This is a genomic window from Mesorhizobium sp. WSM4310 (assembly GCF_007003935.1).
Lineage (GTDB): Bacteria > Pseudomonadota > Alphaproteobacteria > Rhizobiales > Rhizobiaceae > Mesorhizobium.
Genome location: NZ_VFTA01000026.1, coordinates 58,680 through 71,551, shown reverse-complemented (window position 1 = coordinate 71,551; position 12,872 = coordinate 58,680). Strand labels below are relative to the sequence as shown.

Annotated in this window: 20 protein-coding genes; 16 read left to right on the top strand and 4 right to left on the bottom strand. The window is 59.7% G+C overall.

All coding sequences use genetic code 11. The annotated features are described in order from the left end of the window. Positions 1-5 precede the first annotated feature (5 nt). From FJV80_RS24670 to FJV80_RS24625, 10 genes are all read left to right on the top strand, one after another. Entirely contained in the window at positions 6-236 is a 231-nt protein-coding gene (locus FJV80_RS24670; RefSeq protein WP_142877688.1) for a hypothetical protein, read from the top strand. Then, positions 233-958: a hypothetical protein gene (locus FJV80_RS24665; RefSeq protein ID WP_142877687.1), complete on the top strand. Its 726-nt coding sequence runs from the start codon at positions 233-235 to the stop codon at positions 956-958. Before FJV80_RS24670 ends, FJV80_RS24665 begins: the two co-directional genes overlap by 4 nt. After that, entirely contained in the window at positions 955-1,176 is a 222-nt protein-coding gene (locus FJV80_RS24660) for a hypothetical protein (RefSeq protein ID WP_142877686.1), read from the top strand. The genes FJV80_RS24665 and FJV80_RS24660 overlap by 4 nt, the downstream gene beginning before the upstream one ends. Next, a complete protein-coding gene (locus FJV80_RS24655; RefSeq protein ID WP_142877685.1) occupies positions 1,173-1,961 on the top strand; it encodes a hypothetical protein in 789 nt (262 codons plus the stop codon). The genes FJV80_RS24660 and FJV80_RS24655 overlap by 4 nt, the downstream gene beginning before the upstream one ends. Continuing rightward, entirely contained in the window at positions 1,958-2,176 is a 219-nt protein-coding gene (locus tag FJV80_RS24650) for a hypothetical protein (RefSeq protein ID WP_142877684.1), read from the top strand. Before FJV80_RS24655 ends, FJV80_RS24650 begins: the two co-directional genes overlap by 4 nt. Continuing rightward, the gene (locus FJV80_RS24645; RefSeq protein ID WP_142877683.1) at positions 2,173-2,658 is read left to right on the top strand and encodes a YdaU family protein; all 486 of its coding nucleotides are present in this window, start codon (positions 2,173-2,175) and stop codon (positions 2,656-2,658) included. The genes FJV80_RS24650 and FJV80_RS24645 overlap by 4 nt, the downstream gene beginning before the upstream one ends. Then, positions 2,651-3,286, top strand: a complete 636-nt coding sequence (locus FJV80_RS24640) for a hypothetical protein (protein ID WP_142877682.1) — start codon at positions 2,651-2,653, stop codon at positions 3,284-3,286. Before FJV80_RS24645 ends, FJV80_RS24640 begins: the two co-directional genes overlap by 8 nt. Further along, positions 3,283-3,930, top strand: a complete 648-nt coding sequence (locus FJV80_RS24635) for a hypothetical protein (protein ID WP_142877681.1) — start codon at positions 3,283-3,285, stop codon at positions 3,928-3,930. Before FJV80_RS24640 ends, FJV80_RS24635 begins: the two co-directional genes overlap by 4 nt. 291 nt (positions 3,931-4,221) lie before the next feature. Continuing rightward, positions 4,222-4,692, top strand: coding sequence for a DUF4258 domain-containing protein (locus FJV80_RS24630; protein WP_142877680.1), 471 nt, complete (start codon positions 4,222-4,224; stop codon positions 4,690-4,692). Continuing rightward, positions 4,685-5,137 carry a helix-turn-helix domain-containing protein gene (locus FJV80_RS24625; protein ID WP_142877679.1) on the top strand — a complete coding sequence of 151 codons (453 nt, stop codon included), beginning with the start codon at positions 4,685-4,687 and terminating at the stop codon, positions 5,135-5,137. The genes FJV80_RS24630 and FJV80_RS24625 overlap by 8 nt, the downstream gene beginning before the upstream one ends. Before the next feature lie 632 nt (positions 5,138-5,769). Here the strand turns inward: FJV80_RS24625 and FJV80_RS24620 are convergent. Next, positions 5,770-5,991 (bottom strand): DUF3072 domain-containing protein, encoded by a 222-nt coding sequence (locus tag FJV80_RS24620; RefSeq protein ID WP_142877678.1) that lies wholly within the window; start codon positions 5,989-5,991, stop codon positions 5,770-5,772. A 51-nt stretch (positions 5,992-6,042) separates the two neighbouring features. On the opposite strand from FJV80_RS24620, the gene FJV80_RS24615 reads away from it, so the two are divergent. Further along, positions 6,043-6,669 carry a putative metallopeptidase gene (locus FJV80_RS24615; protein ID WP_246689048.1) on the top strand — a complete coding sequence of 209 codons (627 nt, stop codon included), beginning with the start codon at positions 6,043-6,045 and terminating at the stop codon, positions 6,667-6,669. Here the strand turns inward: FJV80_RS24615 and FJV80_RS24610 are convergent. Continuing rightward, the gene (locus tag FJV80_RS24610; RefSeq protein WP_142877677.1) at positions 6,666-6,905 is read right to left on the bottom strand and encodes a hypothetical protein; all 240 of its coding nucleotides are present in this window, start codon (positions 6,903-6,905) and stop codon (positions 6,666-6,668) included. The genes FJV80_RS24615 and FJV80_RS24610 overlap by 4 nt on opposite strands. Positions 6,906-6,940: 35 nt before the next feature. Here FJV80_RS24610 and FJV80_RS24605 point away from each other — a divergent pair, with 35 nt between their 5' ends. Together FJV80_RS24605 and terL are read left to right on the top strand one after the other, a co-directional pair. Next, complete coding sequence (locus tag FJV80_RS24605; protein WP_142877676.1) at positions 6,941-7,405, top strand: DUF2280 domain-containing protein; 465 nt, start codon at positions 6,941-6,943, stop codon at positions 7,403-7,405. Beyond that, positions 7,392-8,780: a phage terminase large subunit gene (terL, locus tag FJV80_RS24600; protein WP_142877675.1), complete on the top strand. Its 1,389-nt coding sequence runs from the start codon at positions 7,392-7,394 to the stop codon at positions 8,778-8,780. Before FJV80_RS24605 ends, terL begins: the two co-directional genes overlap by 14 nt. Before the next feature lie 36 nt (positions 8,781-8,816). Here the strand turns inward: terL and FJV80_RS24595 are convergent, their stop codons facing one another. Next, entirely contained in the window at positions 8,817-9,116 is a 300-nt protein-coding gene (locus FJV80_RS24595; RefSeq protein ID WP_142877674.1) for a PRC-barrel domain-containing protein, read from the bottom strand. Positions 9,117-9,187: 71 nt separating this feature from the next. On the opposite strand from FJV80_RS24595, the gene FJV80_RS24590 reads away from it, so the two are divergent. Then, positions 9,188-11,017, top strand: coding sequence for a phage portal protein (locus FJV80_RS24590; RefSeq protein ID WP_142877673.1), 1,830 nt, complete (start codon positions 9,188-9,190; stop codon positions 11,015-11,017). On the opposite strand, the gene FJV80_RS24585 is transcribed toward FJV80_RS24590, so the two are convergent. Continuing rightward, on the bottom strand, positions 11,014-11,226 hold the full coding sequence (locus FJV80_RS24585) for a hypothetical protein (protein WP_142877672.1): 213 nt from the start codon (positions 11,224-11,226) through the stop codon (positions 11,014-11,016). The genes FJV80_RS24590 and FJV80_RS24585 overlap by 4 nt on opposite strands. A 28-nt stretch (positions 11,227-11,254) precedes the next feature. Here FJV80_RS24585 and FJV80_RS24580 point away from each other — a divergent pair, with 28 nt between their 5' ends. Both FJV80_RS24580 and FJV80_RS24575 read left to right on the top strand, forming a co-directional pair. After that, entirely contained in the window at positions 11,255-12,397 is a 1,143-nt protein-coding gene (locus tag FJV80_RS24580) for a DUF2213 domain-containing protein (RefSeq protein WP_142877671.1), read from the top strand. Beyond that, the gene (locus tag FJV80_RS24575) at positions 12,397-12,861 is read left to right on the top strand and encodes a DUF2190 family protein (protein WP_142877670.1); all 465 of its coding nucleotides are present in this window, start codon (positions 12,397-12,399) and stop codon (positions 12,859-12,861) included. The genes FJV80_RS24580 and FJV80_RS24575 overlap by 1 nt, the downstream gene beginning before the upstream one ends. Positions 12,862-12,872: the final 11 nt, after the last annotated feature.

Below are 12,872 nucleotides of genomic sequence, written 5' to 3'. Positions count from 1 at the left end.
GGATAATGACCGACGCCGCCACCGTGGCGAGGGATGCGCTGAACCGCACCGTTGTTGGCATGGCGCATTTCGCGGGCTCAGGGCCGTCCGGCTCATCATGCAGCGAGTGCGATCTTTGGGTCACAAATCGAAACAAGATGATCTGTGACAAGTATCGTCAGCTCACCGGCGACGATCGCAAGGCGATCCCGTCGGGGACGCCTTGCTGCCGGCATTTCGTTGCGAGGCCGAAATGAGCGGCTACACGCAAACTGAAATCGACAGCATTGCTGGCTGGCTGAGGGCAGGGGATTCCGCGTCCAAGGCCGCCGGCAAGCTGTCAGCAATGCGAGGCCGAACGGTCTCACGCAATGCCATCATCGGCATCGTTCACCGCAACGCTAAGCTGGCTGCAATAGGGTTCGGGCGCGCCAAATCATCGCCCGGATCCGAAGGGAGCAGCACGTACACGCCTGATGAAATCAAGCTGGTCGCGGACTGCCTGAAGGCGAAAAGAAACTACGTCCAGATTGCCCATCGGCTTGCCCTTAAGAGCGGGCGGGTCATCTCGCGCTTTGGGGTGAAGAGCCTTATCCGGCGTACCCGGGAACTCAACGAGATCGGCTTCAGAGGCAAGAAGGGCAGGCCGAGCGACAGGAAGAAGGCGGCGCCCGGCCAACTGCCCGGCAGGCTGTTTATCGCGGCAACAGCAGACATCGATCGCGACCAGAGCGCATTCGACTATCTCACGCGGCCGGTTGTGCGGACTTTGACGCCGCAGCCGCATTTCGCGGCGATGCGGTTCGTTGACTGCCTTCGGGCCCGCTGCCGGGCTCCGCTTAGCTATGACCTCGAGGAGCGGCCGGGTCCGGACATGCTGTGTTGCGGCCATCTCGCCGTGCCGTTGCGCTCATATTGCGCCTACCATGAAATCAGGCTGACCGCCCGCAGGGCCGAGTTCATTGCGGAGGCGGCATGATCTCCGCCGGCCACCCCATCACCTATGACGTCAAGCTTTCGACGGTACGCGCGCTCATCGCCGGTAAGCAGGATTGGCTTTCTCGGTTCGCGTTTGGGAAGGCCAAGCGGCCTGATCACGAGATCGACCAAAAGCGAACGGAACTCCTTGTGCTCGGTACAATCGCCGAGGATTACGAGCGCGCGGTTGAAGTCACCAAGGCGAGAGCTGCGGAATGACGGTCCATTTCTATGTTGGCCTTCATCAGCCTGCCGATGCGCAGCACTTCGATTTTTGCTGCATCAGCATCAACCGTGTTCGCGGCCGGAAGAAGCCGGTTTCCGGCAGGGTGCTGATCGACAGCGGAGCATTCACCGAACTGAACCTGCATGGCGGCTACCGGCACGGCGTTGAAGAATATGCGGCAGAGCTCTATCGGCTCTACACCCAACGTGTCATCAACATCGTAGCAGCGGTGGCCCAGGACTATATGTGCGAGCCGTTTATGCTCGCTAAGACCGGGCTGACGGTCGATGATCATCAGCGCCTGACCATCGAGCGCTACGACTCCCTGCTCGCAGAACTTGACCACCTTTTCGGTGGCAGGTGCCCGTTCCCGGTCATGCCTGTTCTTCAGGGATATGCGCCTTCCGATTATGTGCGGCATATTCGGATGTATGGCGGCCGACTTAAGCCTCGTATGTGGGTTGGGGTCGGCTCGGTCTGCAAGCGCAATGGTGACCCACGAGCAATCGTTAACGTGCTTTCCGCGGTCCATTCGGCGTTGCCTGGTCTGTTGCTCCATGGCTTCGGTGTAAAGCAGACTTCGCTACAGCACCCCGGCGTTCGTCGCCTTCTCCACAGCGCGGATAGCATGGCTTGGTCTTACGCAGCTCGCCGGCAGGGTCGAGATGGCAACTGCTGGCGCGAGGCGAAGGCCTTCGCGGACAGAATTGGCGCTTCGGCCGCCAAGGTAGGCGAATGGTGGCAAACGGTCCTACCTCTCTGGAGGCTCGCACTGTGAAAACCTCCTGCCCACACTGCCACGGTGTTTTCGAAGACGGTCGCGCCGGCGCCTATCTCCGCGATGAACAGGCGATTGCTGCCATCGTCCTGTGGGGCTCCGGCCAGTTCGATACCGCCGACATCGCCAAGGCGCTGCAATGCCGCGAGGATGCCGTTTATCGCACCCTGCAGATGGCCAATGACGGCGCACGTGCCGACAGGAGGCGGGCGTGAGCAACAGGCGCCTCCCATACATGCCGCTCTGGGTCGACGACTACCAGCGCGACACTCGCCACCTCACCACTGAGGAGCACGGCGCCTATCTGCTCCTGCTCATGGCGGCTTGGGCTTCGCCCACCAATTCCCTGCCCGACGACGATGATATGCTGGCGCGCGTCGCCGGCGTATCTCTCGCCCGCTGGCGGAAGATGAAAGTCATTGTCATGGCCTTCTGGAGCCTCGACGGTCGGAGCAAAAGATGGGCGCAAAAACGCCTCAAGAAAGAGAGGCGATTGGCGGTCGATAGAAAGGCGAAAGCGAGCAATGCCGCCGCAAGCCGTTGGAAAGACAAGAAAAAGGATGATGCTCAAGCGATGCTCGGGCAATGCCATCCTTCCATAACCATCAAAGAAAAACCTAACGGTTTTTCAGAGCGCGCAGGCGCGCCGAAAAAATCCCGCAAGCAGAAAATCGAGGAGGCTTTCGCCGATGCATGACCTCGTGGCCAAAGATGATTTCGACAAGTTGCCGGAAAGGTACCGCGACCGTGCAAAGGTGATTAGAGCCCGCGTTGCCGAGATCGACGGTTTGATGATTCCGTGCCAGCCGCAGGACGTTCGCGCCGCTGTGGTCCGCATGGCCGGACAGTTCCGCGACCAGCCAGATATCGATCACGCCGACATGGCCGGCGAATTCCTCGCCGCATGCCGCGACCTGCCGGCATGGGCAGTGTCCGAAGCCGCCAGCGACTTTCTTGCCGGCCGTGTCGACAACCACACCGGCCAGTTCATGCCGACATGCGCCGAGTTCGCCAAGCGGGCGAGGGCAATCATGATGCCGTTCCTGTCCGAGCGTGCCGCGCTGCGCACTGAAGCGTCGAAGCTGATCGAGCGCGCGACCGACGATCACAAGCGCCACCTGGTCGAGATGGAACGGCAGGATCCTGGAGTGCGCAGCCGGGTAGCCGCGTTGGCCGATGCGGTCACCGCCGGCGCGTCGAGGCGTCAGGGCTTGCCGCACCTCGGGCTGAACGAAGCCGAGCAGAAGCGCATCGACACCCTCAAGCGGCCCCGACAGGAAATCTCGAAACTCGAGCAAACCAAAATCGTGAAAGGTCGGTCATGAGTAATTCGGCAAAATGGTTCATCGCCAGGATCGGCATGGGCGGCGCGAAGGCGGCCAAGGATCGGATCGGAACTTTGGAGGAGCGGAAGGGCGAGATCATTGCCGAAAGGTCGATCCGCGACGCTGGCTTCGAATGCTACTATCCCCGCATGCGCAAGGAGATCATCCATCACCGGACGAACCTGCGCATCGTGCGCCGCTTTCCGCTGTTCACCGGGTATATCTTCGTTGCGTTGCCGTCGGCTAACGGCGAATACCTCAAGGACTGCGACGGGCTCGGCCGGCTGCTCAGCTACGACGGGGAATTCGGCAAGCCTTGGCAGGTTCCGACAGGCGCGGTCGAGGGTTACATGCGCGCCGAGGCCGATCTAGAATTCGACGACACCAAGGAATCGAGGATCAAGCGCAAGCTGGAAGGCAAGACCAGGCGCGAAACAATTGCCATGACTTTCCCGCAAGGGCAGGCGATCCGCGTCAAGCATGACTGGCAGCACACGCATATGCTCGCCGGCTTCCATGGCGAGGTGGTCAGTGTAACCGGCCGAGGTACGGTCAAAAGCATGATCGAACTGTTCGGGCGCGTGGTTGCGGCCGAGTTTGACGCTGACGACGTCGAGCCATATCCGGCGCAGAACGCAGCGTGAGGTGGTGTCTCAGGTTGAAATTTAGGACCCGGACGAGGAATTGTTGACAAAAGAAGTATCATGGTGATACATAGACGCGTGTGAGTCACCCCGTCTCCCTAGGAGCACGTGCTCCGGAAAGGAGGTGATGAGCATGAGCAAGAAGACGTTTGCCGTTGGCCGCAGTGCGGTCTCGGGTCGGTTCACGACTGTTTCGACTGCTGTTCGCAAGCCGAGCACGCATATCGTAACGCACATCAAGAAGTGATAAAAAAGGGCGCCCTTACCTCCCGGGGCGCCCTTTCTCGTGGGATGGGTTTTTTACCAAATTACAAATTTTTAACGAAAGGGCTACTTTTAAAAATGTATCATAGTGATATACCTGACGTGAAACCAAAGGGGCGCGGGGGCGTTGTGGGTCGTGGTTGTGATTGGCCAAAAGGGCAAGCAACGGACGAGATACGCACAATCGCCAGCTCGAAAGCGCTTACGATTTCCTATAAGCGCCACGCAATTGAGCGGATGGCCGAGCGCAACATCATCATGGGTGACGTGTTGTACGTCCTCAAAAACGGCTTTGTGCATATGGAGCCAATGGAGAGTACGCGACCGGCTTACAAAAAATATGCGATGGAAGGTCTTTGCCCCAACGGCAATAGCCGAACTCTGAGAGTAATAGTAGTTCCTGACAAGACCGGCACCTTCCTAAAGATTGTTAGTGTTATGTGGGTCGACGAACCGTCGACCCGCGCAGGTACGTTGAATGGAGAATGCGATGAATAGCCACCACTACACCGAATGCGGATTGAAGAACGTTTTCATTAGCGGTCTTGAGTTCGTAAACGACGATGAAGGTGACGAAGTCATCACTATCCCAGCCGTCAATGAGCTTCATCGGGTGATCGCTCTTGGCATCATCTCACATGAGCACGGGATAAGCCCTGATGAACTCCGTTTCCTAAGAACAGAAATGGGGTATACTCAATCTGAGCTTGCAATGCTTGTTCACCACGACAAGCAGTCGGTTGGACGGTGGGAGCGAGGCGAGTTTGTAATTGACGGGTCGGCGGAGACGATCATCCGGCGTTTGGCGATTGAAAAACTCGATCTGGCTTCTGGAGCTGGCATGGATGAATTGTCGCGCCGGAGTGTACATACACTCAAGCCACAACCGATCCAAATTCAGCACCGCAATGATGATGGATACCAGCTTCTATCTGCCGCTTAGATAATGATCCTGGTGCCGTCCCTCCCGCTTGACTTGGGAGGGACGCTACTTGGGGTATTTGCCAGCTTTGATCAGCGCGGCCAAGCTTTAGCATACGGCATATGCTTTCGTGCTTCGACTTCCATGAGCGTCGATGCCGTCCCAGCCGTTGCCTTGAAAGACATGCTTCCATTCGGGACAGACCTTCAATCCATGGCGAGCCATTCCCACCATCTAACTCTTCTTCGCTTCTTTTTTACGCCCGCACCTTGAAGAAGGCAGGCGGCTCCGGCTTGTAATTTGAACTGCGGCCCTTGCGTTCGCGGCTTGCTCGCCGTTCGGGGGCTGAGTGGTCGAGTTCCACAAGGACGAAATTAAAAAGCGGAAAAAAATGATGCCAAACGGAGACCGCGCCTATCTTAATGCGGTCGAGGAAGCCTTGGGGCCGATATCGACTATGTGATGCTGGTGAAGCAGTATGGTGAGCCGGAAGAGACACTGCCCAGCGTGGACATCGCTTGCACTCTGGCGCAGATGATTTATCATCTACGTTCAGGTGATTTGGCTGTTCTGTAGCGGACCTCCATTGGAGGGAATACTCGCCGGGCCGCAGAGGGAAGTTCACCGCCCCTCGATTGGCGCAGCATGTCTGATTAGTCCAACCCCAACTGCTCTTTCAACCGATCAATTCGGATCGAAGCCTCTGCCTTGGTGAGCGTGTCGTCAAACGCGTGGGGGTCTTTGGCCTGCTCACAGAGCGTTTTGAGGTAGGAAGCCTGTGCCCCAGTCATGGGCTCGTCGCCGCTGACCCAGTCTTGCGGGTCTTTCTCCGCGTTGGATGAAGGATGCATTTTTGGGTTATCGTTGTCTGACATTGCGACCTCCAATTATTTGGTCAAACAAACCCAGAACAAATAGGTTCCACGATGGCGCTCACCCAAAAGCGGCGCCCGCTGCCCACGATCGAATTGCTTGAGGTGGACGAGATCAAGTTCGCGCCTTCAGTCGAACTGACCGATTGGGCGCGCACCACATTCATCGTCGACGATTCCTCGCTTCGCAATGACGACCACCGACATCTCAACCAGGCAACCATCGGCGCACTCTGGACGAACGTTCCAAACGGCAGGGCAGGGCGTTCAGTAATCGGCCAGGCCGAACGGGGATTGCCGCCGGCCGGTAAATGGCTCCGGGCTCGCATCGAGCGCCAGATCCTCGACTGGTTCGGCGATGTTCCGGATTTCATCCTGACCTTCGACGCTCACTACGCCAGCCAATGCAGCGATGCCGAGTTCTGCGCGCTCGTCGAGCACGAGCTCTACCACTGCGGTCAAGAGCGCGACATGTTCGGCCAGCCGAGGTTCCGCAAGAGCGGGTTACCGGCATTCACCATTCGCGGACACGACGTCGAGGAATTCGTCGGAGTGGTTCGCCGATACGGCGCAGATGCTGCTGGCGTTCGCGCCATGATAGATGCGGCCAATCACGGGCCGGAGATAGCGAATGTGCGCATCGCCCAGGCATGCGGGACATGTCGGTTGAAGGTGGCTTAGCCGCCCTTGTCGAGCAGAGCCTTCAACTTTGATATTGCCGTCGCCTTCCCGCCACCCAAGAAGTCATTGAGAGTGAAGCGTCGGGTACCTTCCGATTTCCCCCCGCCATTCACGCTAACATGGTCCCATTCATATTCGACATGGCGGGAGCCGTCCTCGTTGTCGACCAGATAATACCAGTCCTCATGTTGGCCGAGATGCCCGCCGTCGTGCTTATGAAACAGGGTGCGCGCCATTCGAATGTCCTCCTGACCGGAGCCTGACACAGATCATGGCCAACGCAAAGCTTAGCGAGGCCGCGAAAACGTTCATTGTGCAGAGCGTCGCGTGCTTCGATACCCCGTCCGTTGTTGTCGAAGCAGTCAGGAAGGAATTTGGCGCGCAGGTCACGCGTCAGACGGTCGAAGGATACGATCCTACCAAGAAGGCAGGCGCAGCGCTTTCGGCCAAATGGCGAGCTCTGTTCGAAGAGACCCGCAAGACCTTCCTGGAGGACACCGCGACCATCGCCATCAGCCATCGCGCCGTCCGTCTCCGCGCCCTCCAGCGCATGGCCGACAAGGCCGAGACAATGGGGAACATGAGCCTCGCCGCGCAGCTGCATAAGCAGGCGGCTGAGGAAGTTGGAAACGCATACACCAATCGCCGGGAATTGACCGGGAAGGATGGAAAGGACTTGCCGGCGCCGACAGCGCCAGTGACGATCTTCCAGTTGCCCGACAATGGCAGGGGTTGAGCAAGGGCAGGGCGGCCCAATCATCATCAGGCCACAGCCTGGCCCACAAACAACTTTCCTTGGTTCTGCGGCCGACATCGCAATCTACGGCGGCGCGGCTGGTGGCGGCAAGACATGGGCGCTGCTCATGGAGCCGCTTCGGCATGTCGCCAATCCAGGCTTTGGCGCGGTGTTCTTCCGGCGCAACCTTACCCAGGTCCGCAATGAGGGCGGCCTTTGGGATGAAAGCGAAAAGCTCTATCCGGGCCTGAACGCGCAACCTCGATCTGCGCCCGATCTAAGTTGGACGTTCCCGGCCGGCGCCACCGTCTCGTTCGCGCACCTCGAGCACGAAAAGACGATCTACAACTGGCAGGGCGCACAGATCCCGCTGATCTGCTTCGACGAGCTGACGCATTTCTCGGCCAAGCAGTTCTGGTACATGCTCAGCCGCAATCGCTCCATGTGTGGCGTGCGGCCCTACGTTCGAGCGACCTGCAACCCTGATGCTGATAGCTGGGTGGCCGAGTTCATCTCCTGGTGGATCGACCAGGATACGGGATTCGCAATACCGGAGCGCGCCGGCGTCATCCGCTGGTTCATTCGCATCGGGGACACGATCATTTGGGCAAGCAGCAGAGAGGAGCTTGCTCACCACGTCAATCCGATCGACGGCGAGCCGATCCCGCCCAAGTCGGTGACGTTCATCCCGGCCAAGCTGAGCGACAACGCTTTGCTCATGGCCGTCGACCCCGGCTACCTCGCCAACCTGATGGCTCAGCCGACGGTAGAGCGGGAGCGCCTTCTTGGCGGCAATTGGAAAATCCGCCCGGCTGCTGGCCTGTTGTTCCAGCGCGGCTGGTGCGAGGTGGTCGACGCAGTGCCCGCCGGCGTCACATGGATGCGCGGCTGGGACTTGGCCTCGACACCGAAGGTCGAAGGCAACGATCCTGACGGCACGGCAGGGACGAAGATCGGCAGGCTACCAGACGGGCGTTACATTGTCGGGCACCACGTCAAGGACTTCCTCTCGCCCGCCGGCGTCGAGCGCTTGATCAAGAACACGGCCGAGGCCGACGGCAGGAACGCGAAAATCTCGCTTCCGCAAGACCCGGGGCAGGCGGGTAAGTCTCAGGTGACGAACCTGGTGAAACTGCTCATCGGGTTCGATGCCAGAGCAACGCCCGAATCCGGCGACAAGGTTACGCGGTTCAGCCCGTTCTCTGCACAGGCTGAAGCCGGGAATGTGATGGTCCTGCGAGCGCCCTGGAATGAGGCGTGGTTCTCCGCGCTCGAAGGCTTCCCGGAAGCAGCGCATGACGATGACGCCGACAGCACAAGCCGGGCATTTAACGCGCTGATCGATGCCAGCACCTACACTTTGGCGAATATCTAAGGGAAAAAGGCCCGACCGAAGTCGGGCCTCAACAAATCACGCGTCGTGATGCTCGGGCATCGCTTTCAATTGGTCCTTGGTCCACGACGTGACGGCGTGAACATCGCCATCCTCATCGCGCATGAAGTCCAACTGACTGGCAGGTACGGAAACTGGCTTGGCGCCGATGCCGAGGAAGCCGCCGACATCGATGACGACCTGGGCCCCGGATCCAGTGCCGTGCGTATGCGAAACGCTGCCAATCTTCTCGTCATTGGGGCCATAGATCGTCGCGTCTTCAAGGACGTCGGGCGTCAGTTCGTTTGCAGTGAGCCTTACATGGGCGCTGTGGTCCATTGGTGATCTCCTTTCGGGTTTAGACAGCCCAACACCTGAGATGGCCGTCCGTTCCCAAGGGAGCCAGCTAGATGGCAAATATGATCTCGCTGGTTCGCGACAGCCTAACCAATCTTGTATCCCGCATGGGGACCGGCAGGGACAAGGCGGCGTCGAGCTTTTACAGCTTCACGCCTCTGTCAGACGCTGAACTGCTGGCCGCCTATCGTACCGCCTGGCTCCCGAGGAAGATCATCGACATCCCTGCCTTTGATAGCGTCCGTGCTTGGCGTGACTGGCAGGCCGATGGAGAGCAAATCGAGCCGATCGAGGCGGAGGAAAACCGGCTCAATGTGCGCGGCAAAGTGTTCGAGGCCAAGGTAAAAGCTCGTCTCTGGGGCGGTGCAGCCATTCATATTGGCACGGGTGACGCGAACCTTGCTGATCCGTTGAACATCGATCGTATCGGTAAGGGCGGGCTTAAATACGCCACGGTGCTAACCCGCCGAGTGCTTAAGGCAGGCGAGATCGAACGCAACGTCGACAGCGAATTCTATGGCCTGCCAAAGACTTTCAGCCTCACCTCTGCCGGGAATGCCCAGGTCGACATCCACCCTTCGCGGCTGGTCATCTTTCAGGGGAACGCGCTACCGGATGACGACCCGACGCTGGGCGCTGACAATTTCTGGGGCGACAGCGTGCTCCAGTCTGTGGTGGGCGCGATCAAGCAAGCCGATGGCACCGCGGCGAATATCGCGAGCCTTGTTTTCGAAGCGAAGATCGACATCATCAAGGTGCCGAACTTCATGGCAAGTCTGGCCAGCGAGGACTACAAGGCCAAGATCTTGGAGAGGTACACCCTCGCCAACACGGCCAAGGGCATCAACGGCACGCTGCTCCTCGATAAGGAAGAGGAATACGAGCAAAAATCGGCGTCATTCGCCACGTTGCCTGACGTGCTCGATCGCTTTCTGCAGATCGTCTCTGGCGCCGCCGATATCCCTGCGACGCGATTGCTAGGGCAGGCGCCCGCCGGCATGAACGCCACGGGCGAATCGGACTTGCGCAATTACTACGATCGCCTCTCCGCCATGCAGCAGGTCGAGATGACCCCGGCGATGCATCGCTTGGACGAGGCGCTGATCCGCTCCGCGCTCGGTTCCCGTCCCGTCGACGTCTACTATGAATGGGCGCCGCTTTGGGGAATGTCGGAGAAAGAAAAAGCCGACGTCTTCAAGACGAAGGCCGATGCGGCAAGGGCTTTGGCCGGTGGCAATGGTCAACCGCCACTCCTCCCGATCGATGCGCTCAGCGAGGCATTGGTCAACGCCTTTGTCGAGGACGGTTCGCTGCCAGGATTGGAAGCAGCCATCGAAGAATTCGGCACGCTCGCTGAGCAGGAGCCGAGCGAGGAAGAGCTTGGCGCTTCGGCGGCAAACCAGAATGCAGTTGTCCCGCCACAGCGGAAGGCAGCAAACGATGCCGAGCCGCGGACGCTGTACGTCCGCCGAGATGTCGTGAATGTCGCTGAGATCAAGGCGTGGGCGACAGCGCAGGGCATCCCCGACTTGGTCCCGGACCTTCACGTCACCATCGTGTACAGCCGGACACCCATCGACTGGATCAGGGCCGGCAATGCAAGCGAGTGGGGCAGCGACCAGGGCGGGACCCTCACCATTACACCAGGCGGCCCGCGCGTCGTTGAACCGCTTGGCAACATGACCGCCGCGCTGATGTTCGCCTCATCGCAGCTCTGCTGGCGGCATGAGGAGATCGTCAGGGCAGGGGCAAGCCACGATTTTGAGGAATACCAGCCGCACATCAGCCTGACGAAGGTGAAGGTCGACGTGGCAGCCATCGAGCCGTATCGCGGCAAGATCGTGCTGGGGCCGGAAGTGTTTGAGGAAGTGGAGGAAGGTTAGATCTTCTTCACTTCGATCCACCCTTCGTGACCGTCAATCTTTAGCATTCCTCGGCTGCCCGATGCGTCAAGAAACGCCTCTGGCCGGTATTGGTAGTTGTAGTCGTAAGCGTATCTGGATTGCTGCCAGGTTCCTCGGCCTTCAATCTCAAAAATCGCGCCACTCTTGTAGCCGCGACATGCTCCCTCGATCTGCACCCTGTCGGCCATTCTTCCCTCCATAACCGAGGCGATTTTAATGCAATTCACCGACGCTGTAACTGTCGCAGGGACGCGCCAGACCACCGACGGCTACCTTGTCGCCGAAGCGCGCGCCGTGCGCACCGGCATCCAGCTTTACGCCGGCCATGAGGTCGGCAAGCCCGGCCAGGACGTCGTGCGCGTTTACCGTGCTGCCGATCAGGTGTTTTCGACCGACAGCCTGCAGTCATTTTCCCACGCTCCGATCACTGTCGATCACCCCGACGAAGAGGTGACGGCCGAGAATTGGAAAGCCCTGTCCGTTGGCGAGGTTTCGACCGCCGCCAAGCAAGACGGCCATTGGGTGATGCTCCCTCTGATCCTGAAGGACGCGGCCGCCATCAAGTCGGTGGTCGATGGCAAGCGCGAGCTTTCCGCCGGCTACACCTGCGATCTCGATTTCACGGCCGGCGTAACCGCCGACGGCGAGGCCTACGACGCGCAGCAGCGCGGCATCAAGATCAACCACCTGGCGCTCGTAGATCGGGCCCGGGCCGGTTCAAAAGCTCGCATCGGAGATGCGGGACCATGGGGCGCCGCCCCGATTTCAACCACTGACAAGGAGACCATCACCATGAGTGATGCACTTCGCACTGTGGTCGTGGACGGACTGTCGGTGACCACCACCGATCAGGGCGCCCAGGCCATTTCCAAGCTTCTCAAGGATCTCGAATCCTCAGCCGCCAAGCTGGCCGACCTCGAGACGAAGCATCAGGCCGCACTCGCCGCCAAGGATGCTGATCTGGCGAAGGCCCACGCCGAACGTGACGCAGCCAACGCCAAGGTGCTTTCGGATGCCGACCTCGACAAGCGTGTCGCGGCCCGCGCCGACCTGATCACCAAGGCCAAGGCGATCGCCAAGGACGTCAAGACCGATGGTCTGTCCGACGGCGCCATCCGCAAGGCCGCTGTCACCGCCGCGCTCGGCGATGCCGCCGTCAAGGACAAGGCCGACGCCTACATCGACGCACGTTTCGACATCCTCGTCGAGGACGCCGCGAAGAACCGGCCCGATGCTTTCCGGGACGCTCTGAAGACCGGCATCCAACCCGTCGGCGATGCCGCCAACGTGAACGACGCCTATAACCAGATGCTGGAGCGTGACCGCAACGCCTGGCAGGGCAAGAAGGAGACCGCATAATGGCCATTCCCGCCGTCTCGTATAGCCGCGATACGCCCAGGGGCTATCCCGGCATGATCGCCACCACCGAACCGCATTTCATCACGTCCATGGTGGTGGCATCCGGCTCCGCTGATATCCCCTTCGGTCGTGGCGTCATCTATGGCTCTGTCGAGGACACTGTCGCTCTCCCGGCCGCCATCGGCAAATTCGCCGGCGTCGCTGTCGTGGATCGCACGATCCCGGCTGAGCAGGGCGAGTTCTACAAGGTCTACGACCAGATCAGCGTGATGAAGAATGGTTCGATCTGGGTCACGGCTCTTGTTGCCGTCGCTCAGGGCGATCCGGTCTACATGACACTGACCGGCACCTTCACCAACGTGTCCAATTCCAGCGCCAACCAGCTCATCGAAAATGCTGAGTGGGCCACGGTCACGTCCACCACCAACCAAATCGCCAAACTCCGCCTCGGCGTGACCAAGTAAGGGGAACACCA

Bases quoted from the DNA above. Each gene is read 5' to 3' on its own strand.
- FJV80_RS24640 (WP_142877682.1), top strand. From the start codon at position 2,651: ATGCATGACCTCGTGGCCAAAGATGATTTCGACAAGTTGCCGGAAAGG.
- FJV80_RS24635 (WP_142877681.1), top strand. From the start codon at position 3,283: ATGAGTAATTCGGCAAAATGGTTCATCGCCAGGATCGGCATGGGCGGC.
- FJV80_RS24665 (WP_142877687.1), top strand. From the start codon at position 233: ATGAGCGGCTACACGCAAACTGAAATCGACAGCATTGCTGGCTGGCTG.
- FJV80_RS24630 (WP_142877680.1), top strand. From the start codon at position 4,222: ATGGGTTTTTTACCAAATTACAAATTTTTAACGAAAGGGCTACTTTTA.
- FJV80_RS24605 (WP_142877676.1), top strand. From the start codon at position 6,941: ATGGCCAACGCAAAGCTTAGCGAGGCCGCGAAAACGTTCATTGTGCAG.
- FJV80_RS24660 (WP_142877686.1), top strand. From the start codon at position 955: ATGATCTCCGCCGGCCACCCCATCACCTATGACGTCAAGCTTTCGACG.
- FJV80_RS24625 (WP_142877679.1), top strand. From the start codon at position 4,685: ATGAATAGCCACCACTACACCGAATGCGGATTGAAGAACGTTTTCATT.
- FJV80_RS24655 (WP_142877685.1), top strand. From the start codon at position 1,173: ATGACGGTCCATTTCTATGTTGGCCTTCATCAGCCTGCCGATGCGCAG.
- FJV80_RS24580 (WP_142877671.1), top strand. From the start codon at position 11,255: ATGCAATTCACCGACGCTGTAACTGTCGCAGGGACGCGCCAGACCACC.
- FJV80_RS24595 (WP_142877674.1), bottom strand. From the start codon at position 9,116: ATGGACCACAGCGCCCATGTAAGGCTCACTGCAAACGAACTGACGCCC.
- FJV80_RS24585 (WP_142877672.1), bottom strand. From the start codon at position 11,226: ATGGCCGACAGGGTGCAGATCGAGGGAGCATGTCGCGGCTACAAGAGT.
- terL (WP_142877675.1), top strand. From the start codon at position 7,392: ATGGCAGGGGTTGAGCAAGGGCAGGGCGGCCCAATCATCATCAGGCCA.
- FJV80_RS24670 (WP_142877688.1), top strand. From the start codon at position 6: ATGACCGACGCCGCCACCGTGGCGAGGGATGCGCTGAACCGCACCGTT.
- FJV80_RS24590 (WP_142877673.1), top strand. From the start codon at position 9,188: ATGGCAAATATGATCTCGCTGGTTCGCGACAGCCTAACCAATCTTGTA.
- FJV80_RS24610 (WP_142877677.1), bottom strand. From the start codon at position 6,905: ATGGCGCGCACCCTGTTTCATAAGCACGACGGCGGGCATCTCGGCCAA.
- FJV80_RS24575 (WP_142877670.1), top strand. From the start codon at position 12,397: ATGGCCATTCCCGCCGTCTCGTATAGCCGCGATACGCCCAGGGGCTAT.
- FJV80_RS24620 (WP_142877678.1), bottom strand. From the start codon at position 5,991: ATGTCAGACAACGATAACCCAAAAATGCATCCTTCATCCAACGCGGAG.
- FJV80_RS24615 (WP_246689048.1), top strand. From the start codon at position 6,043: ATGGCGCTCACCCAAAAGCGGCGCCCGCTGCCCACGATCGAATTGCTT.